The 20600-nt window shown below is 49.9% G+C and carries 20 protein-coding genes and 1 other annotated feature; of the genes, 16 read left to right on the top strand and 4 right to left on the bottom strand.

What is annotated here, in order from left to right; translation table 11 throughout:
- Positions 1-158: 158 nt before the first annotated feature.
- Positions 159-1247: an SPL family radical SAM protein gene (locus tag PVOR_RS25645; RefSeq protein ID WP_006212471.1), complete on the top strand. Its 1089-nt coding sequence runs from the start codon at positions 159-161 to the stop codon at positions 1245-1247.
- Here PVOR_RS25645 and ligD read toward each other — a convergent pair.
- The 3 genes from ligD to ku are packed head-to-tail and all read right to left on the bottom strand — an operon-like array spanning position 1230 to position 3993.
- A complete protein-coding gene (gene ligD, locus PVOR_RS25640) occupies positions 1230-2147 on the bottom strand; it encodes a non-homologous end-joining DNA ligase (RefSeq protein WP_006212470.1) in 918 nt (305 codons plus the stop codon). The two genes, PVOR_RS25645 and ligD, sit on opposite strands and share 18 nt — an antisense overlap.
- A gap of 5 nt (positions 2148-2152) precedes the next feature.
- The gene (locus tag PVOR_RS25635) at positions 2153-3058 is read right to left on the bottom strand and encodes an ATP-dependent DNA ligase (RefSeq protein WP_006212469.1); all 906 of its coding nucleotides are present in this window, start codon (positions 3056-3058) and stop codon (positions 2153-2155) included.
- 5 nt (positions 3059-3063) lie between these two features.
- The gene (gene ku, locus PVOR_RS25630) at positions 3064-3993 is read right to left on the bottom strand and encodes a non-homologous end joining protein Ku (RefSeq protein WP_006212468.1); all 930 of its coding nucleotides are present in this window, start codon (positions 3991-3993) and stop codon (positions 3064-3066) included.
- Between the two features lie 558 nt (positions 3994-4551).
- On the opposite strand from ku, the gene PVOR_RS25625 reads away from it, so the two are divergent.
- From PVOR_RS25625 to PVOR_RS25595, 7 genes are all read left to right on the top strand, one after another.
- Positions 4552-4839: a hypothetical protein gene (locus PVOR_RS25625; RefSeq protein ID WP_006212467.1), complete on the top strand. Its 288-nt coding sequence runs from the start codon at positions 4552-4554 to the stop codon at positions 4837-4839.
- A gap of 3 nt (positions 4840-4842) precedes the next feature.
- Positions 4843-5025 (top strand): H-type small acid-soluble spore protein, encoded by a 183-nt coding sequence (locus PVOR_RS25620; protein WP_006212466.1) that lies wholly within the window; start codon positions 4843-4845, stop codon positions 5023-5025.
- A 439-nt stretch (positions 5026-5464) separates the two neighbouring features.
- Positions 5465-5935 carry a tRNA (adenosine(37)-N6)-threonylcarbamoyltransferase complex ATPase subunit type 1 TsaE gene (tsaE, locus tag PVOR_RS25615; RefSeq protein WP_006212465.1) on the top strand — a complete coding sequence of 157 codons (471 nt, stop codon included), beginning with the start codon at positions 5465-5467 and terminating at the stop codon, positions 5933-5935.
- On the top strand, positions 5922-6713 hold the full coding sequence (tsaB, locus tag PVOR_RS25610) for a tRNA (adenosine(37)-N6)-threonylcarbamoyltransferase complex dimerization subunit type 1 TsaB (protein ID WP_006212464.1): 792 nt from the start codon (positions 5922-5924) through the stop codon (positions 6711-6713). Before tsaE ends, tsaB begins: the two co-directional genes overlap by 14 nt.
- Positions 6714-6732: 19 nt before the next feature.
- Positions 6733-7257, top strand: coding sequence for a ribosomal protein S18-alanine N-acetyltransferase (rimI, locus tag PVOR_RS25605; protein WP_006212463.1), 525 nt, complete (start codon positions 6733-6735; stop codon positions 7255-7257).
- The gene (gene tsaD, locus PVOR_RS25600; protein WP_006212462.1) at positions 7254-8297 is read left to right on the top strand and encodes a tRNA (adenosine(37)-N6)-threonylcarbamoyltransferase complex transferase subunit TsaD; all 1044 of its coding nucleotides are present in this window, start codon (positions 7254-7256) and stop codon (positions 8295-8297) included. Before rimI ends, tsaD begins: the two co-directional genes overlap by 4 nt.
- A 527-nt stretch (positions 8298-8824) precedes the next feature.
- Positions 8825-9160 (top strand) — a binding site (T-box leader).
- A 164-nt stretch (positions 9161-9324) separates the two neighbouring features.
- Positions 9325-10848 (top strand): 2-isopropylmalate synthase, encoded by a 1524-nt coding sequence (locus PVOR_RS25595; RefSeq protein ID WP_006212461.1) that lies wholly within the window; start codon positions 9325-9327, stop codon positions 10846-10848.
- Positions 10849-11563: 715 nt separating this feature from the next.
- Here PVOR_RS25595 and PVOR_RS25590 read toward each other — a convergent pair.
- Entirely contained in the window at positions 11564-13516 is a 1953-nt protein-coding gene (locus tag PVOR_RS25590) for an ABC-F family ATP-binding cassette domain-containing protein (protein WP_006212460.1), read from the bottom strand.
- A gap of 257 nt (positions 13517-13773) precedes the next feature.
- Between PVOR_RS25590 and PVOR_RS25585 the strand changes: the two genes are divergently transcribed.
- The 8 genes from PVOR_RS25585 (at position 13774) to PVOR_RS30850 (ending at position 20168) form a co-directional block, all read left to right on the top strand.
- The gene (locus PVOR_RS25585; RefSeq protein ID WP_231887934.1) at positions 13774-14460 is read left to right on the top strand and encodes a 5-formyltetrahydrofolate cyclo-ligase; all 687 of its coding nucleotides are present in this window, start codon (positions 13774-13776) and stop codon (positions 14458-14460) included.
- Positions 14451-14927, top strand: a complete 477-nt coding sequence (gene moaC, locus PVOR_RS25580) for a cyclic pyranopterin monophosphate synthase MoaC (RefSeq protein ID WP_006212458.1) — start codon at positions 14451-14453, stop codon at positions 14925-14927. Before PVOR_RS25585 ends, moaC begins: the two co-directional genes overlap by 10 nt.
- Positions 14928-14978: 51 nt before the next feature.
- Positions 14979-15470 carry a MogA/MoaB family molybdenum cofactor biosynthesis protein gene (locus tag PVOR_RS25575; RefSeq protein ID WP_006212457.1) on the top strand — a complete coding sequence of 164 codons (492 nt, stop codon included), beginning with the start codon at positions 14979-14981 and terminating at the stop codon, positions 15468-15470.
- 217 nt (positions 15471-15687) lie between these two features.
- Entirely contained in the window at positions 15688-15924 is a 237-nt protein-coding gene (locus PVOR_RS25570; RefSeq protein ID WP_006212456.1) for a twin-arginine translocase TatA/TatE family subunit, read from the top strand.
- 80 nt (positions 15925-16004) lie between these two features.
- A complete protein-coding gene (gene tatC / locus PVOR_RS25565; RefSeq protein WP_006212455.1) occupies positions 16005-16784 on the top strand; it encodes a twin-arginine translocase subunit TatC in 780 nt (259 codons plus the stop codon).
- A gap of 314 nt (positions 16785-17098) precedes the next feature.
- Positions 17099-17380, top strand: a complete 282-nt coding sequence (gene groES, locus PVOR_RS25560) for a co-chaperone GroES (protein WP_006212454.1) — start codon at positions 17099-17101, stop codon at positions 17378-17380.
- Positions 17381-17442: 62 nt separating this feature from the next.
- A complete protein-coding gene (groL, locus tag PVOR_RS25555) occupies positions 17443-19071 on the top strand; it encodes a chaperonin GroEL (RefSeq protein ID WP_006212453.1) in 1629 nt (542 codons plus the stop codon).
- Positions 19072-19793: 722 nt separating this feature from the next.
- Entirely contained in the window at positions 19794-20168 is a 375-nt protein-coding gene (locus PVOR_RS30850; RefSeq protein WP_006212451.1) for a hypothetical protein, read from the top strand.
- Positions 20169-20600: the final 432 nt, after the last annotated feature.

The following is a 20600-nucleotide window of genomic DNA, read 5'->3' as shown; positions in this document are numbered from 1 at the left end:
CGAGTATGAGAATTCAGTTAACGTTTTTTTATTGACGATGTGAACTGGAGTTTTATTTGTAAATCCAGTAAGTTCCACTTATAATAGGAACATATGTTTGTTAAAATTAAGGGTATACCCAACCTTTATCATGGCAGTATCCGAGGGGAGGAAGAGGAATGGCTCATACGCAATACGAACGCATAACCACTAAACAAACATTAAACAGGGTGAAAGAAGAGAGGATGCCCTTCGATTGGTCCATTAATCCGTATCGTGGCTGCGGACATGGGTGCAGTTTTTGTTATGCCCGTGCTTTTCAATCGTTTATCGGCATGGGGGCAGAGGACGAATTCCAGCATCATATCTTTATGAAGGCAAATGCGGCCGAAGCACTGGAGAAGCAGCTATTGAGCGCGGCGAGGAAGTTTGATCATGATATTGAAGCGATGCGCACATCCATTGGACAGGTTACGATCGGTACGGCAACGGACCCGTATCAGCCGATCGAGGGCAAAGAGGGAATCACGCGGGAATGCTTGAAGCTGCTCGCCAAATACCGTATCTCTACCAGCATTACAACGCGCTCTCCACTCGTGCTGAGGGACATGGACATTTTGACCCGGATGGAGAATGTGTCGGTCAACATCAGTTTGAATACGCTGAACGGGGACATCATCCGAAAGCTGGAGCCTGCATCACCGCACCCAGGGGGCAGGCTTGAAGCGATGCGCGCTTTATCGGCAGCCGGCATAACGACAGGACTGTTTGTTGCACCCGTGCTGCCTTTTCTGACGGATGATGAATCAGAGTTGAAGGAGCTTTTGTCCCAGTCGAAGGAGAGGGGCATTTCTTTTGCCATGATCTCATTGCTGAGGCTGTCTCGCGATGTGAAGAAATGGTATATCGAGACGCTTAAACACCAGTTCCCCGATGTGGTTCAGTCTTATCGCGAATTATATAGGCAAGGCGCCTATGCAGAAGAACACTACGTTCATGCTTTTAAGTCGATGGCGGCCCGACTGCTCAGCGAATATGATCTGAGCGGTCAGAGCAAGCGGGAGCCTGCTGCCATCACGGGTGCGAATGGGACGAATTCGGGCTTCTCTCAACCATTCGAAATATCGGACGAAGGGGGTCATAATCTTCATCTGCCACAGCCAGACATGGCTGGATCACCAAAGCCGAAAAAGCTGCCCCAACCGGCTGTGCCAGTTTCCCGGGAGGAACTGATGCCGGATATTGAGCAGCTAGCCTTTCCTTTTTGACGCGTTCTTTCCTTGGGATGTCAGGTGACGGATGACATTTTCGATCGGTTGCGGAGGCAATGCTTGCAGCAGATCCCCCTTTTCTTGCAGACGCTCTACAATGTTCAGCAGGTGGAATTCTGTAGGCGAAACATCCCGATGGACCTCTTCCCAGGTCAGCGGGGTAGAGACGGTCGCAAGCTTGCGCGCCCGAGGTGTATAAGGAGCAGCAAGGGTTCTTCCGCTATAGTGCTGTAGATAATCGAAATAGATTTTATCCCCGCGATTTTTCATAAGCCGCTCGATGGTGAACAGCTTAGGGAATTTCTCCGTCACATATTGGCCTACGAATTGACCGACTGCGCGAAGCTCATCAAAAGTTACGCCTGCCGGAATCGGGACGATGATCTGAACCCCGGTTGCGCCGGAGGTTTTTGGCACAGAGTTCAGCCCCAAGGAGTTCAGCACATTGCCAACGATTGCAGTTGCCTCCATGATCCGGGGTTCCTCTGGCAGGGTCGGATCCAGATCAATCATCCATTCGCAGGGCTGATCGCTGCCTGCCAAATGCAGCGACGGATGAAACTCAAGTGCAGCCAGATTCCCGAGCCAGAGCAGCTCGGGCAATCCATTCAGCAGCACATAATTAATGTTCTCATGCACATAGGTGTGCACAAAAGGAGGCAGCGGCTCCGGCGCATTTTTCTGATAGAACGATTCGCCTTGCACCCCATGCGGGTATCGGATGGTAGTCAGCAGCCTTCCCTGGCAATATCGAAGCAGGAAAGGCGATATCGCTGCGAGTTTTTGCAAATACATGGCCTTGGTAATGCCGACCTCCGGCCACAGCGGTTTGTCCGGATTGGTAATTTGAATCTCCTGACCTTCAATGTTCAAGGTTCCTTTGACGGTACGGGCCATGCTGCTTACACCCCCTCAATCGAGACAAGTTTGGGATGGCGCATCATGCCGTCCTGACTCCACTCGAGAAATGTAACCTGCACCGTCAGCGGCTGACTGAGCCAGGCAAGCTGTTCTTTTTTCAGGTCATTATGGAGTGCGTGCCAAGCGGCCCCAGCCTGGTGGCTTTCCGCATACTGCAGCAGCTTTTTTTTGGTCTGTTCATTAAGCCCGAGGGATGCTCTGCCGATATAGCTGCCCTCGTCATCGGCAATAACCAGGCTGGCTACGCGGCCCTCCCTCATGATGAGTCCAACAGCCGTGGCTTTCATGTTAACGGCAATTTTCTTTTTGTACCAATCCCGATGCTTCTTGCCTTCGCGATATGGAGAGCTGAGGCGCTTCATTACAATGCCTTCCCAGCCTCGTTCCTCGGCCCAATTCCATAAATGCTCGCCCTCAAGAAACAGATCTGCGATCAGAAGACCCGGCGTGGCGGAAACGGCTTCCTTCAGCCGGTGATGGCGTTCAAGATAAGGAAGCTTGCGCAGGTCCTGATCGCCGTCCACCAGAATGTCGAACAAGACATACGTGAACAGAGGAGCGTGCGTGCTGATGGCACGCGATCGCTCCCGCTGGAGAACCTTCTGGAACACGGGTCGACCTAATTCCGGATGAAAGTAGACAACCTCACCATCCAGGAGAAGACGCCGTTCATTCAGCCCGGATAATGCCTGAACGACTTCGGGATACAGGGAGGTTTTATCCAACAGCTTACGGGAGTACAGAGATACGCCGCTAGGGTCTACTCCGGCCAGAATTCGCACGCCGTCCCATTTCAATTGGTATCCCCACTCCTCACCCGTGGTGATCTGTTCCGTCGAGATTGGGGCCATTGGCTCCTTAGGCAGCATATTCTGCAGCTGTCCCATGCCGATCAGGAATCAGAATCGGATTTCTTGGATTTAGTGCTCCGGCGCTTCGGCTTCGGTGCATCCGTATCCGCTTCACCGCCGCTGACCTTGGCGGCAGGCTCCTTGGCCGCGGTTTTCCGGGTGGACTTACGCGGTTTCGGTTTCGTGCCGGGGTCCGTTCCGATCGGCTTCACAGCTTCGATGCTGGCCTGAAGGGCAGCCATCAGATCGACGACATTGGTCTCCTGACGGGCAGGAGCTATCTTGATCTCTTCGCCGGATACTTTGCTGTTGATAAGATCCAGCAGACGCTCTCGATAATCATCGGTATATTTCTCAGGATCGAAGGGAGTCGATAGCTGATCAATCAGCAGTTTGGCCATATCCAGCTCCTTGGAATTGACCTCGGTTTTCTCAGGCAAGTTCGGTACTTGGGATATCGGGCGGATTTCATCGGGATAGAATATGGTCTCAATCGAAAGACATTCGTCCAGCACCCGAATCGCGGCAAGGCTGCTCTTCGAGCGGATGGCGATTTTGGCGATGCCGATCTTGCCAGACTGCTTCATCGCTTCCAGCAGCAGCCGATAGGCATTGGCGCCGGCTTGGTCCGGCGAGAGGTAGTAGGTTTTTTGAAAGTAAATCGGGTCGATTTCGGTCAAATCCACAAAGTCCAGAATGGTAATGTTTTTACTGTTCTGTTCCGCGAGCTGATCCAGCTCCTCTTTTTCAAAGAGCACGAACTTGCCCTTCTCATACTCGTACCCCTTCGTAATCTCCTCCCAGGCCACTTCCTCTTCACATACAGGGCATTTACGAATGTAAGAGAGCGGGCTGCCGCATTCCTTGTGAATGTAACGCATAGAAATATCCTTGTCTTCTGTAGCCGAGAACATCTTGACAGGCACATGCACCAGACCAAAGCTGATAGCGCCCTTCCATACCGTATGCATTCTATGAAACCTCCTATCAAATTCTAATATGTTTGAGTATGACCGTGTAGTAAACGCTATTTACGCCGACTATAAATGGTGTGTTTCAAAAAGTCAGGTTTTCAGCACCGAGAAGGTTGGATGAAGGTAGGGACTGAGGAGCGGAGCGTAGGCAAAACCTACGTGAGCACCAGAAGGCCCGTCTGAATTCAAAATTCGATGTCGATTAAGCTTCATGTGCTGCTTCGTGATCAAAAGATGACTTTTTGAATTACCTCTAAATGTGTGTTTCAAAAAGTCAGGTTTTCAGCACCGAGAAGGTTGGATGAAGGGAGGGACTGAGGAGCGGAGCGTAGGCAAAACCTACGTGAGCACCGGAAGGCCCGTCTGAATTCAAAGTTCGATGTCGATTAAGCTTCATGTGCTGCTTCGTGATCAAAAGATGACTTTTTGAATTACCTCTATTAGTGTGCCCAAAAAAAGACTCTAGTATGAGTTATAGCCCCGGATTGCATAATTAGAACTGTTTTGAGGCATATTGACGATGAACTCTGCCCGCATAAGGAGGTAATCTTCATCATGATGGAGCCTAATGAAACCAATACGTCAGAAGAGATACAGAAGGACCGGGCTTCTGATCATTCCGCTGCGCAGCCGGTCAACGGTGAAACGGTGGATTGGAACAGCCTGACCTCGGAGGAGAGCGAGCTATCTCGGGAATCTACAATGTTCGATATTGACCGGATGATCAACGAAGGTCTTGGCGGAGGCAATGTCACGCTGGACAACGGGCTGATTGGTCCTTCGACGACCGATACAATGGAGGTCGTGGACGAGTCGCCAAGAGAGACGGAGAAGGGGGATTAACGAATGGATGTACAACGCGCAGTGGAAATTTTTAACTCGAAGGATACGCATAAGGTCAACCTGGAAGGGGAGTCGGTGTGGATCGAGCATGTGGATCAGCAGAACGGGATGGCTACGGTTCAGGTGGGTTCCCGACCAACCAATACGATGACGGTCAACGTTGACCGGTTGAAAGAAGGGGAATAGTTTCCCGCAGGGTATCTGCTTCCGAGAAGCAGTATGAATACAACATGAGCATGAACACCAAAACAACACACCTTGGTCGAGATTCCATGACGCCGGAACCCGGATAAGGTGTGTTTGTGCTGGATTCGTCCGTTAAGTAATCCCCCCTGAGAAATAATCGGATATCGCCAGTCAGCAGATCAGGGGGTTACGGTGTCATTATTCATAGTGTATCTTTGTTCCGGTATAACTATAATGTTTGATCTGTGACTACATAGTATTAGTCTTCCAAACCTAGTTAACGCTTACCTTTTTTCACCTCTGTGAATCGGGAATACTCATTTTCTTGCAGCGGATTGGGAGGACCGATATAATGAAGATCAAGTATTTTTAGATATGGGCAAAATAAATAAAGGGTGGGTTATCTGTGAACAATGGCCGTACGGAAGGCCAGTTTCGAATGACTTCAAGCAGTCTGGAGGAGACGGAGCAGCTGGCTGCATGGCTGGCCATGCGGGCCGAAGCAGGGACGGTCATCGGTCTGGATGGAGATCTTGGAGCAGGAAAAACGGCATTTTCCAAACAATTTGCACAGCATCTTGGTGTGAACGGGGTTGTGAATAGCCCGACATTTACAATTATCAAAGAATATGAGGGGCGTCTGCCGCTCTACCATATGGATGTGTACCGGTTATCGGTGGATGAAGCGGATGAGCTTGGACTGGACGAATACTTTTTTGGCGAAGGGGTTTGCCTCGTGGAGTGGAGCAGCCTGATCACCGAGCTGATGCCTGAGCGGTATCTGCATATCCATCTAGAAACGACAGGGGAAGCTCACCGGAACATCACACTCACAAGCCAGGGCGAGCCCTATGGTGAGTGGTGCCGGGATTTGAATGAAAAATGGGGTAGCATGAATGAACAACAATGACACGAAGCCGCAGCAGCGGTTTTTGGCGCTGGATACGTCTACGGCATCGCTTGCGGTATCCGTGATGGAGAAGGACAAGCTGCTGTCAGAAGTGAATACGAATGCGGACCGCAACCACTCGGTGCATCTGCACCCGGTGATGGCACAAGCGCTTGCAGAAGCTGGAGTTGGTATGGACCAGATCGAGGGCATTGCTGTCGGGATCGGCCCGGGTTCATACACGGGTATCCGGATTGCAGTAACTGCGGCAAAAACGTTGGCATGGGCCAACCACATTCCGGTCGTTGGAATATCCAGTCTGCATGCCTTGGCATGGGGAGGCCTGGAATCCGGGTGGGATTCAGCTTCGGCTGAGAAGGGAACCCACTGGGTTATTCCGCTGCTGGATGCCAGGCGGGGACAAGTGTACACGGCATTATTCGCCGCAAGTGCAGAGCGCCAGGAAGAAGCCCCGGTACGTATAGAAGCAGACGGCATTCGTCTGATGCAGACCTGGGTGAATACCATTGCGGAACGAATATCCCGCCTTCCCGAAGAAGAGCGACCCGTCTGCATATGGTTTGTGGGAGAAGTCGATCTCCATGCCGAGACAGCCCGTCAGCTCGAACCGGGGTTTGAAAACAGGGTGCACATCCACCCGTATTCTCTTGAAGGGCGCTGGATGGGGTACCTGGGAGCAGCCCGGCTGTTATCCGGGGAAGCGGACGATTTGCATACACTGATACCCAATTATACACAGCTTTCCGAAGCGGAAGCGAACCTGCTGCGTAAGCGGTGAAGGGAGCGTAGGATTCGTCATGGATCAGCAGAATATGCCGGCAGAAGGTGAAGACGGTTTGTCCTTTCGGTTGATGACCCTGGAGGATATACCGGAGGTTCTCGTGGTGGAGCGCGAAGCATTCACTGTACCCTGGACCGAGGAAGCCTTTCACAATGAGCTGAAACTGAATCATTTTGCACGTTATATGATTATGGAATATGAAGGCCACACCGTTGGATATGCGGGCATGTGGACGATTGTGGATGAAGCACACGTTACGAATATTGCGCTGCTGGAGCAGTACCGCGGCCGCAAGTGGGGCGATCGTCTGCTTACGGAACTGATGAAGACCGCTGCGTATATGGGAATGGAAAAAATGACGCTGGAAGTTCGGGTATCCAACCATGTTGCCCAGCGCTTATATATTAAAAAAGGATTTAAACCAGCCGGTGTCCGGAAGGGCTATTATTCCGACAACCAGGAAGATGCACTTATTATGTGGGCAGATCTGCCCCCTTACCGGGAGGACGATGGCGAGGAAGGAAGTCATGGGCTACTATGAAGGATGAAATGACAGATCGGCAGCATAGCTGCATATTAGCGATAGAAACGAGCTGTGACGAGACTTCGGTTGCCGTTGTGAAGGACGGACACGAGGTATTGTCCAGCGTCATTGCGAGTCAGATTGAAACGCATAAAGCATTTGGCGGGGTGGTGCCTGAGGTGGCTTCCCGCAAGCACGTGGAGAGCATCACGTTAATTATAGAGGAAGCCGTGGCAAAAGCCGGAATTGACATGAAGGACTTGTCGGCGATAGCCGTCACACAGGGCCCTGGTCTGGTTGGGGCGCTTCTGGTCGGTGTTATGGCTGCAAAAAGCCTAGCGTTTGCGCTTAACAAACCCCTGATCGGCACGCATCATATTGCCGGCCATATTTATGCCAACCGGTTTGTGGGAGATATCGAGTATCCTTGCATGGCGCTGGTTGTTTCCGGAGGCCATACCGAGCTGGTCTACATGAAAGACGAGGGCAGCTTCGAACTGATTGGCAGAACGCGGGATGATGCGGTTGGCGAAGCGTATGATAAGGTGGCAAGGGCGCTTGGGTTTCCCTATCCCGGAGGTCCGCATGTGGATCGTATGGCACTCGAAGCCGAGGGGGTTGTGGACCTGCCGCGCGTGTGGCTGGAGCCGGATTCGTATGATTTTAGCTTCAGCGGCCTGAAATCGGCTGTATTAAATGTTGTGAATCAGAGCAAAATGCGTGGAGAGGAAGTCCGGACGGAGGCCATAGCCCGCGGCTTTCAGGAATCTGTTGTAGAAGTGCTGGTGGAGAAGGCCGTACGCGCGGTCAGAGCTTACGATGCCAAGCAGCTGCTGCTGTGCGGTGGCGTAGCGGCCAACCGCGGGCTTCGCAAAGAACTATCTGAGCGATGCGAACGGGAAGGAATTTCACTGACCATTCCACCATTTCAGTATTGCACCGATAACGGGGCGATGATTGCTGCCGCAGCGCATTTGAAATGGAAGCAGGGCAGCTTTACGCCGCTGGATATGAAGGCCGATCCGCAAATGCCGCTCGAAATTTGGGCAGCGCTATGAAGCTAAAAGCTTCTTGACACCTCACTGCATAGCACGTATAATCATGATCAAATTCCAGATTGTTGAAACGCGATGAACAGGATTAGTATGGTTACCCTTGGATGAAGAGAACTGCGGGACGGTGCAACGCAGTCGATAGGGACCTGAACTCACCTGGGAGCGGAGCAGGGGAACCTTACGCAATGAAATGGCCTATGGTTAAGGCTTGAATGAGATTGCGGAGTTTGACTTTGCTACGGAATGGCCTCCGTGAGAATGGCTGCGCACAAATAACTTGTTATTTGGCGGCTGAGGGGGCTTCAAGGACCGGGCATGTATAGCCTGGGAGCTTAAAGTCAACAAGAGTGGTACCGCGATAGGATAGCCTGTCGTCTCTTGCATAAAGAGACGGCAGGCTTTTTTGCATGCCGGGATATCTCTAGCAGGCTGTGGGGAACCATTGACAGATTAATGAAATCGCGCAGCGGGGGCAGGTGTCCGGAGAAGCGGTCCGCAGATAGTAAGGATTCGGCATAACAGCATATCGAATAAACGTGATGAACGGGAGCAGTAGAAGGAAGCTGTCTTACAGAGAGCTGCGGGTAGGTGTAACGCAGCGGCAGCAGCCTTTGAATCTCGCCCGGGAGCGGAAGAGGGGAACAACGCATTCGCTGATGGTTCGACAGGAACCAATGGCTTACCATGCTAAAGTACTCTCTTTCGGAGAATCCTCCGTAATCAGGAGGTTCATCTTAACTCATAACCGGCCGGTATGAGGAGCAGATGGACAGTGAGTGGACGCTAATATGTCACAGCGATAGCTGCTTGTGAACAGGCGTCAATTAGAGTGGTACCACGGAGGGTCTAAGCCCGTCGTCTCTTATGTTTAAGAGATGACGGGCTTTTTTTGCTGCCGGCAGCAGCTGGGTGGGATATGCGGACGCAAGTCGACGTGCGGACGTAAAGCGAACATAGCTAGAATGGGATGACTGAGATTGACCCGGAATATCTATCCGGGATATACCATAACCAGGGAGGAACAAGGAAGATGACGGAGTCCATGAGAACGATCCAAATTTTTGATACCACTTTACGGGACGGGGAACAGGCACCGGGGGCAAGCCTTCAGCCTGAGCAAAAGATTGTGCTGGCCGGCAAACTGGCTGAGCTGGGGGTTGATGTAATGGAGCCTGGCTTCCCAGTGTCCAGTCCAGGTGAGTTTGCCGCCGTTCAGGCCATCTCAAGACAGCTGCAGCAGGTGGAGATTTGCGGATTTGCACGCGCAGTGAAAGGGGATATTGATGCTGCTGTTCAGGCAACCCGGGACGCAGCCAGAAGACGGATCCATCTGTTCATTTCCTCTTCCGACATCCATCTTCGCCATCAACTGCGCATGAGCCGTCCCGATGTTGTAGCAAGGGCACGAGAGATGACAGCTTATGCGAAGCAGTTCAGCGATGTGGTGGAGTTCACAGCGATGGATGCCTCGCGCACAGGAATCGATGACCTGATTGAAATGGTGGAAGCCGTCATTGAAGAGGGAGCCACGATTATCAACCTGCCGGACACGGTCGGTTATGCGCTTCCGAATGAGTATGGCGAGATGTTCCGCCGTGTACGGGAAGGTGCGCGAGGCGGAAAGACAGTAGCGTACAGCGCCCATTGCCATAATGATCTGGGATTGGCTGTTGCAAACAGCCTGGCCGCCATTCAGAATGGTGCCAGCCAGATTGAGGTTACCGTAAACGGGGTAGGCGAACGCACAGGCAACTGCGCATTGGAGGAGCTGGTGATGGCTCTTTCTACACGGGGTGACATGCTGCGTGCGGAGACGGGGATTACAGCGGAAAAGCTGTACGAAGTCTCCCGCCTCGTTAGCGGAGCCATGCATTTTCCTATTGCCTTCAACAAGCCGGTGGTCGGTCGAAATGCCTTCCAGCATGAGTCTGGCATTCATCAGGATGGTCTTCTGAAGGATCGAAGCACCTACGAGATTATGGACCCGGACAAATTGGGCATTCCGCGCAGCATGATCGTGCTGGGCAAGCATTCCGGCCGTCATGCCTTGAAGGATCGTCTGGCCCGTTACGGGGTTCAGCTCGATGGGGCCGAGATGGAAACCTTGTATGACACATTCAAGGAGACGGCTGACCGCCAGAAGGTGGTCAGTGATGATCAGCTGCTGCAGATGGTCAGCAGCACGCTGGGTAAACCGGCGCAGGTGTATGAGCTGACAGAGGCGCAGGTGATCTCGGGTACGGGAAGAAGCCGTGTTGCAGCCGTAACGCTTCGTCATCTGAGCGAGGAAACGGAAGCCACCTATTCCAGTGTAGCAGAGGGACCCGTGCAAGCCGTCATATCGGCGATTAGCCAAGGCATTAGCAGCGATATCACCTTTGGCGATCTGGAGCTCCATTCTTTGAGCAGCGGGGAAGATGCGCATGCGGAGGCCGCAGTTACCGTCGAGAAGGCCGGCAAGATTTTCCGCGGAACGGCTGTACACCAGGATATCGTCATGGCAGCGGGTATGGCCTATGTCGCTGCATGCAACTCGGCATTGATGTCGGTGTAGGTGGAACAGCAGAGTTCGGGATACAACCACAACCGAAAGTTTGATTACGCAGAGTTCTCGTCGCGTTGTTGATTCACATGAGAGCGGTCGATGTCATATACACCTGCCTTGATTCAGAAATGGAAGCTAAGCTCATGACATTATAAATGGGGACGGAACCGGTGGAGCCCATTACGGTGTGGATGCTGGCAAGCGTGCAGATGGAGGATTTCAGCAGATGTTGCTGCTGACGAGAATTACTTTGTAAGAAGCGGGATGTGAATCCCCGTGTAATGAGCTGTTCCCACAGCTAGTGACCTTCCGACTTTCAGAATGAGGAAGGTCGCTTTTTTTATAAAAACTCAGTATAACTTGGATTGAAATAGAAGTAATTCTATATAGCAGCTCATTATATAGGAAATATAAATCTGTCAAGTTGTGAACAACGTTATCCACATATTCGCCCGAAAATGTGCATAAGCAAAAAAAATGTCGATAAATCAGTGTTTTGCAAAGCTTTGAAAAAAGGGGACAGGATTTTCAGATTTTATGGTCAAAACTGTGGATAGTGTGCATAACTTGGTGGATAAAGTTGGATACAGGACCGGAAATGCGTGTTTAACAATAAAAAAATGGCCATTTCGGCCATTTTCAAGTTGAACTTATGCACCATTGTTGGGGATAAGTTTGTGTATAAATGCAAAACCTCATTTGAAACACTTTTGTGAAATTTTTTTTACGATTCCAGCAATGACTCCCATTCGGCAAAAATCTGCTCAAGCTGACGTTTTTTCTCCTCTAACGATTGCTGCCGTTCCTGGAGGGCCATATAATCCTGATAGATCTCAGGCAGTGTCATTTCGGTCTCCAGTTCGGAAATTTCCGATTCCAAAGTATGAATCTGCTCCTCAAGACTTACGAGCTTGCGCTGACGGTTGCGTTCCTCCCGTTTCGCTTGCTTCTCAGCTTCAAAGGAGACGGCCCCTTGTTTCTCGGCTGAAACCTCTGCTTTCCCCTCCTGTTTCAGGGTGTGGCGGGCAAACGGCTCGGAAGGCTCATCGTTCATATCCAGAATTTCCTGCTTTTTCTCCGTATAGTCGTCATAATTACCCAGGAAATGTTGAATGCCGTCCGGATGAAGTTCGAGAATGCGCTCCGCCATTTTATTAAGGAAATAACGGTCATGGGATATGAACAATAAAGTGCCTTCGTAATCCATCAGCGCCGATTCCAGCACCTCTTTTGCAAATAAGTCAAGATGGTTCGTAGGCTCGTCCAGTATAAGCATGTTGGCTTCCAGCAGCATGAGTTTGGCAAGTGAGACACGTGCTTTTTCACCGCCGCTTAAGGAGCTGACCTTCTTGAGCACATCCTCGCCGCTGAAGAGAAAGTTGCCGAGAACGGTACGAATACGCGCTTCTTCCATATGAGGATAGGTCCCCCATAGCTCTTCCAGAACCGTGTTGCTCGGGTTAAGCTCTGACTGCTCTTGATCATAGTAGCCAATTTTCACTTTTGTGCCCCATTGCAGCGATCCGGCTGAGGGCTTCATCGTACCAATCAGACATTTAAGCAGCGTTGATTTGCCGACCCCGTTAGGACCGATCAAAGCGACGGTTTCTCCACGACTGAGGTCAAAGGAAGCTTGTCTGAACAAGGGCTTGCCTTCCTCAAACGAGAGCGACAGGTCACGTACATGAAGCACATCTTTACCCGACATATACTCGGCTTCAAAAGAGAAGTGTGCCTTCTTAAGATCACCCAGCGGTTTGTCCAGCCTATCCATCTTGTCGAGCGCTTTGCGCCGACTCTGCGCGCGCTTGGTTGTTGAAGCTCGAACCAGATTGCGCTGAATAAAGGTCTCCATACGGGAGATTTCATCCTGCTGCTTCTCATATTGTTTAAGCTGGGATTCGTATTCGGCGGCTTTCAGCTCAATGTAACGGCTGTAGTTACCCGTATATTTTTTGGAATGACGGCGTTCAATTTCAACGATGGTTGTAACAAGCCGATCCAGGAAATAACGGTCATGGGAAACGACGAGTAATGAGCCGGAATATCCGCGCAGATAATCCTCCAGCCAGGTGAGAGTCGCGATATCCAGATGATTCGTCGGCTCATCGAGCATGAGCAGATCGGGTGCCTGAAGCAATATTTTTGCAAGAGCAAGCCTGGTCTTCTGCCCGCCGCTTAATGTAGCAATGGAGGTGTCCGGCGAAAAGCTGCCAAAGCCCATGCCGTGCAGCACGCTGCGAATCCGTGTTTCGATCTCATACCCGCCTTGATCCTTGAACCAGTCGGAGCGGATCGCGTAACGATCCAGGAGCTCCTGATATTTTTTGGGGTCCTCGCTCGATTTGGGGTCGGCAATTTGCTCCTCCATCTGACGAAGCTCACGCTCCATCTCCAGCAGAGGGGTGAAGACATCCAGCATCTCATTCCATATCGACGAATCAGACTGAAGTCCGCTGTTCTGGGCAAGATAACCGACGGTGGTTTCCTTAGCCTTGAATATCTGTCCGCCATCGTAAGACATTTCGCCAGCCAAAATTTTAAGGAGCGTCGATTTGCCAGCTCCATTCACACCAACGAGTCCGATTCTTTCGCGTTCAAGCACTTGTAAATTGATCCCGTCCAGTACGGGCGTAACACCATATAATTTGGTAATGCCATTGGCTTGCAGCAGCATGTTATGTGAAACCTCCATCATTCTATATGATTCATTCTTCATTATAAGAAAAACGTCTACCGACGTATATTCTAAGAAGATAGACCGCGTTTAGAAATTGTTTCTGTTGCGATATCAGGATGGCCATGCTGTTGAGGTTCATGCGCTTCTGATATCTTAAAATAAGTGTACATGAAAATGGCCGAACAATCGACCATGATTGGCGACTTCCGGCATTCTTGGCTAAAGGAAGGAACAGTGGTAAACTAAACTTAATTATGAGCGTGAGAGGAACGATCACGTTGTTGAACCCTGAAGAAGAAATTAAGCGGGTATCCGCAAAGCATGCCCTGCGCAGGAGCATGACCTTACGCAGGGATGAGTTATCCGATGAAGAACGGACCAAGCGGTCGAAGCAGGCTTGCGAGATGGCTTCGGAGGTTATGAAAGAGTGCCATGTTCAGAGCATGATGATTTATGTTCCATTCCGTTCCGAGCTGGATTCGCGGCCGCTTGTCGAGTGGGCATGGGAGCATGGGTTGCAAGTTATCGTTCCCCGCAGCCTACCCCAAGATCGATCGATGGAACTGTATGAGCTTCAGAAATGGGATGAGCTGATCCCGGGAGCATACGGTATCCAGGAGCCCGATCCGCAGAGGTCTAAGATGTTTATGAATGACGTACCTGATATCATCTGGGTACCAGGGCTTGCGTTTGACAGGAACGGCGGAAGACTAGGGTACGGCGGCGGTTATTATGACCGGCTGGCGGACAGGCTTTGTCATGAAGTGCATGATGCGGCTCGCCTCAAGGAGCCCTTGTGGGTGGGAATAGGCTACGAGGTTCAGGTGTTGGAGCATGTTCCAATGGAAGAACACGACAGAGTCTTGGACGGTTTGGTTACCGACCTGGGATATTCAGGGAAGGCCGGACCTGGTTTACGGAGGGATAACGAATGGAATTGAGTCACTTTAATAATCAAGGAAGAGCACGAATGGTAGACGTCAGTGAGAAGGATGTGACGGCACGGACAGCGGTAGCGAAGACCACGGTCCGAATGCAGCCGGACACGCTGATCCGCATCCAAGAAGGAAAGATAGGCAAGGGAGATGTACTCGCGGTAGCACAGGTTGCAGCCATAATGGCAGCCAAGAACACGTCGAACTGGATTCCGATGTGTCATCCTCTTCCGCTGACCGGTGTTAACGTGGAATTCAGTGATAATGCAAGAGATGAATTATATATAGAAACAACTGTGAAAACGACAGGCAAAACCGGTGTTGAAATGGAAGCTTTAACGGCTGCTTCGGCAGCTGCCCTCACGGTCTATGACATGTGCAAGGCATTGCAGAAAGACATGATCATCGGTCCGACCCAACTGGTGAGCAAAACCGGCGGCAAGAGTGGGGATTACATACAAGAAACAACTTAGGCATGCATAGATACAGGAGATATTCGGACGAGTGGGAAGGAGAGAGAGCAGATGGTGTGGAAAACGGCGATCCTGACGGCGAGCGACAAAGGTTCGCGGGGGGAACGCGAGGATACGAGCGCTCAGGTTATTCGGGAATTGGTGGAGGAAGAGCTGAGCGGTGAAATTATCGAATACCGGATCGTACCGGATGAGCAGGACGAGATTATTGCTGCACTGATTGAGCTTACGGACTATTACCAAGTGGATCTCGTGCTGACGACAGGGGGAACGGAACTGGCGGTTCGTGATGTTACCCCCGAAGCAACAAGACGGGTCATTGAGCGTGAGGTGCCTGGCATTGCGGAAGCCATGCGAGCTACGGTTATGCAGAAGAATCGAAGTGCAATGCTGTTTCGAGGCGTATGCGGCGTTCGCGGCCGTACCCTGATTGTCAATCTGCCGGGCTCCCCAAAAGGCGTGCATGAGAATCTGGCTGCCGTCATGGACCAGCTTCCGGAAGCATTGTTAATGGTAACGGGGCAGTATCGGGAGCAGCTCTGAGGGGAACCCTATTAGATAATTATGTAAATAAACTGTCACGATTCTAGACTGTTTATGTGATTTACATTATGGTATGATGGCGATATATGAGCTTGTCAATTGCTGTCGTGCGATAATTTCTTTGAAGTTAAAACCTGTTGTAGTGCAAGGCATGATGGATTTAGGTCATCCTGAAGTCCTTTTGAAGGCATAGAGCAGGACGAGGAGGAGAATAGATATGAGTCAAATCGGAGTGCCGGGTATTATTTTGCTCGTCATTTTGGCGCTGCTCTTGTTCGGACCGAACAAGCTTCCTGAGCTTGGACGTGCGGTCGGAAGAACTTTCCGTGAGTTTAAGGATGGTGCGCGCGAGATTATTGCTGACGATGCACCTGCGAAGAAGAAGGAAGAGGCTCCCCAGCAAGCCGTTGCCGCTGAACCGTCCAAGGTTGAAGACAAGCGTCTTCCGGAATAATACTAGAATGCAAGGCGTGAAGTCCCTTCCTTCGGGAGGGATTTTGTTTTGCCAGGGTCACATACAGGGTGGTGTCTAACATGTCAGAGCAAGTGAAAGATATGGCGCTTGTCGAGCATTTGGGCGAGCTTCGCAAACGAATCATTATCGTTCTCGTGGTATTCATAGCCGGACTGATTGCAGGGCTTTTTGTTGCGGAGCCGATCTATCATTATTTGACGGCAGCGGAAGAAGCGAAGAACTTTGAACTGCATGCTTTTTCCTTCTGGGATGGCATCGGGATTTATATGAAAATTGCTGCGATTTTCTCATTGGTTATCTCGGTTCCGCTGATCTTCTATCAGTTATGGGCGTTCGTAAAGCCTGGACTTCGCAAAGAAGAGCAGAAAGCGGCCATTCGCTACGTACCCTACGCGTTCCTTCTGTTCATCGTGGGCATTTCGTTCGGATATTACATCGTGTTTCCAATGACGCTGTCATTTACTACAGCGATTACACAGAGTATGGGGCTGCAGGAAACCTACGGGATTGCCAATTATTTAAATTTTATGTTCAATCTCGTTTTGCCCTTGGCCCTGCTGTTTGAGCTGCCGCTTGTGGTAATGTTCTTAACGAAAATCCGCATTTTGAACCCGCTGCGGCTTCGGAAAATGCGCAAAGTGTCTTATTTTGCACTCGTATTCATAGCGGTTGTTATTACGCCGCCGGACTTCATATCGGATTTCCTGGTCACGATTCCACTGCTGCTGCTGTATGAATTCAGTGTGTTCCTGTCCTCTGTGATCTATCGCAAGCAATTAGAGGCGGACATGGAACGAGACAGCCGGTACATACGGGCGGACGAAGAGGATGAAGATTAATATTTACTCAAGCATGAAGAGCACCTTCGAGATCGGCAGAAGGCGCTCTTTCTTTGTATAGATGTTTGTATAGGCATCCTTAGGACTCAGGCATATTTTGGCTGGTCATGGATACAATGGAGAAGGGGGTTGAGAGACAACCCCAACCGGAGTCCAATTTACAAAAAAATGATCAAAAAATCATGCAAAGGACTTGAAATTTTGAGACAACTTGAGTATCATAAAATTGGTTGTTAGCACTGAGGCTTGTCGAGTGCTAATACATAAAGCTTTGAAAAAAGCATCACAACATATTTAAAGGAGGCTATTTTTTCATGATCAGACCTTTAGGTGAACGCGTATTGGTAGAACCGATCGAACAAGAAGAAACTACGGCATTCGGGATTGTACTTCCTGACTCCGCTAAAGAAAAGCCGCAAGAAGGTAAAGTTATTGCTGTAGGCAGTGGCTCCCTGAAAGACGGCGCTCGTGTACCTTTGGAAGTTAAAGAAGGCGACCGCGTTATTTTCTCCAAATACGCTGGAACAGAAATCAAATACGAAGGTAAAGAATATTTGATTATGAAAGAAAGCGACATCCACGCGATCTTAGGCTAAATGAACGCCTGAATATATCATGTTCCAATATTCATTAATCCACTAGGGAGGTATGTAATACCATGGCAAAAGACATTAAGTTCAGTGAAGACGCCCGTCGCGCAATGCTTCGAGGTGTAGACGCTTTGGCAAATGCAGTTAAAGTAACACTCGGACCGAAAGGCCGTAACGTGGTGCTTGAGAAGAAATTCGGAAGCCCGCTCATCACGAATGACGGTGTAACCATCGCTAAAGAAATCGAGCTGGAAGATGCATTCGAGAACATGGGTGCTCAGCTCGTTAAAGAAGTAGCTACCAAAACAAACGATGTTGCCGGTGACGGTACAACGACTGCAACGGTTCTGGCGCAAGCCATGATCCGCGAAGGTCTGAAGAACGTAACAGCTGGTGCAAACCCAATGATTATCCGCAAGGGTATCGATAAAGCGGTTAAAGCAGCGGTTATTGAGCTTCAAAACATCGCAAAAGAAGTGAAAAACCATCAGGAGATCGCTCAAGTCGCTTCCGTATCCGCAGCTGACGATGAAGTAGGTCAACTGATTGCAGAAGCTATGGACAAAGTGGGTAAAGACGGTGTTATCACTGTTGAAGAATCCCGCGGCTTCTTGACGGAGCTTGAGGTTGTAGAAGGTATGCAATTCGACCGCGGCTACATCTCTCCATACATGATTACGGATACGGATAAAATGGAAGCTGTTCTTGAAAATCCATACATCCTGATCACGGATAAAAAAGTAACCAACACGCAAGAGATTCTGCCGATCCTTGAAAAAATCGTACAACAAGGCAAACCGCTTGTTCTGATTGCAGAAGACATCGAAGGCGAAGCGCAAGCGATGCTGATCGTGAACAAACTGCGTGGAACATTCAACGCGGTTGCTGTTAAAGCTCCTGGCTTTGGCGATCGTCGCAAAGCCATGCTGCAGGATATCGCTGCATTGACTGGCGGCCAAGTGATTACCGAAGAGCTCGGTCTTGACTTGAAAACAGCTTCCATCGATCAATTGGGTACAGCTCGTCAAGTGCGCGTAACCAAAGAGAACACAATCATCGTGGATGGCGCTGGCAACAAAGAAGACATCGATGCTCGCGTGAAGCAAATCCGCAACCAATTGGAAGAAACCACTTCCGATTTCGACAAAGAGAAACTGCAAGAGCGTCTGGCTAAATTGGCTGGCGGCGTAGCAGTTATCAAAGTTGGTGCGGCTACTGAAACGGAATTGAAAGAACGCAAACTGCGCATCGAAGATGCCCTGAACGCAACTCGCGCTGCGGTTGAAGAAGGTATGGTATCCGGTGGTGGTACAGCGCTCGTGAACGTATACAACGCTGTTTCTGCTGTGGAAGTACAAGGCGATGAGAAAACAGGCGTAAACATCGTTCTGCGCGCTCTGGAAGAGCCAATCCGTACGATTGCAGCCAATGCTGGTAAAGAAGGCTCTGTCATCGTAGAGCGTCTGAAAAAAGAAGAGATCGGTATCGGCTACAACGCTGCTACAGACGAGTGGGTGAACATGTTCGAAGCAGGTATCGTTGACCCTGCGAAAGTAACGCGTTCCGCTCTTCAAAACGCAGCTTCCGTTGCGGCTATGTTCCTGACAACCGAAGCGGTTATCGCTGACAAGCCAGAACCAGAAAAACCAGCTATGCCTGATATGGGCGGCATGGGCGGTATGGGCGGCATGATGTAAAAAGGGCCTCAAAAGCCTGCCATATCAATGAAAAAGAGACCTCTCGGGGTCTCTTTTCTTGTATAAGGTCACAACAAGGTCACATTCCTTGCGAGGAAAGGCCAGCTAGGATGTCTGAAAATTGAATGTTCATCTTGCTCATCGTGACCGACGCGTTCTTCGGCTTGTTTTTTTGTATCTCCTCAACGTTTGATTTGATATTGCGTTTTCCGGTGACAATCCTTTATACATCCCCACTTAAATCCTTGTTTATTTTTTGCTGGTACCTTGAAAAAAGCTAGCCACTATTCCATCGACCTCCTAAATAATATTAATTGCTCAAGTATCGTCTCTTAATAATGGGAAAATAACAATTTACGGGATCCCAAAGCCGTCTGTCTTATTGGAAAACTGCAATCATATCCCATCGGTAGACGAGTCCATGGAAATGCGTAGAGGATATCTGGATCAGCTCAGCAGGGATGCTATGGAAAGGATACCTCAGCTTTACTAGATATCTGAAGGACGAGATCCCTGGGAAGTATTTCATGATGAACGATGGATCGGGAACAGTCGTGTGGCTCAGTGTTCAGCGGAACTAAAACAGAAGCTGGCACGTGAGTGGGTAGAATCAAGGTACGGCCCTGATGAAGCCTTGATATATGTCGGCATTGATTGGATGGAAATACATCGTATGGAGGCCATACAGCGCGGTTGGGCTCCTTATGAAGTAAAAGCACCTGATGACGGAAGCCCCATATTGGGACAAACACGAAATGCTTAAGGCTCTAAAACAGGATGGGATACGCAAGCCACGACTTTATGATATGGGATTCGCTCATAACAACTGCGGTGGATTCTGTGTACGAGCTGGACAGGGGCATTTTATAAATCTACTGCAAAATAAACGGAGTTTATATCTATTCCACGAACAGAAAGAGCTTGACATGCAAGAATATCTCGGGCGTACTGATGTTTCCATCTTGACAAGAGAGGTAAAGGGCGATGAGGAAAAATTAACCCTTCGTCAGTTACGCGAGGAATGGGAGTCTGGACTAGGAAACCAAATTGACTTGAACGACTTAGATGGATGCGGTTGTTTCGCATCCGATGCTTAACCCTTGGGGAGAGTAATCCTCCCAAACTATATACGAAATAGGTTTACCAATTAAACGCAATCCAAAGAAAACCATAGATAAATGCAAAGCAACCCAATATACCAAGTGCTGAGGCAAGTAAAATTATTAGAACCACCTTTTTACCGCTCAAAAAAACACCTCCAGAAAAGTGAAAAGACCCGATCCTTGGCCGGGCGGGGGTCAATCGGTAATACATTACTCTCAATGATTATATCACAAAGGGGATTGAGGGGAATGGCGATGTCATGGGGACAAGGGGAACTCTTTCCAACAGCGAATGAAGCGGAGATCCAGCGCACAAAATTCCTGCTCGGAAAATATAAAGCGATGACCATGCTCATGCAAGATTTTGAAAAATTCGAAGAAGAATTAAGGCAAGTGGCTATTGATGGTGAAGCAGCTCGCCGCATC

This window comes from Paenibacillus vortex V453 (genome assembly GCF_000193415.1).
GTDB classification, from domain to species: domain Bacteria; phylum Bacillota; class Bacilli; order Paenibacillales; family Paenibacillaceae; genus Paenibacillus_AQ; species Paenibacillus_AQ glucanolyticus.
Note: the sequence above shows the minus strand (reverse complement) of the source record. Positions and strands in the feature narration are given on the sequence as shown.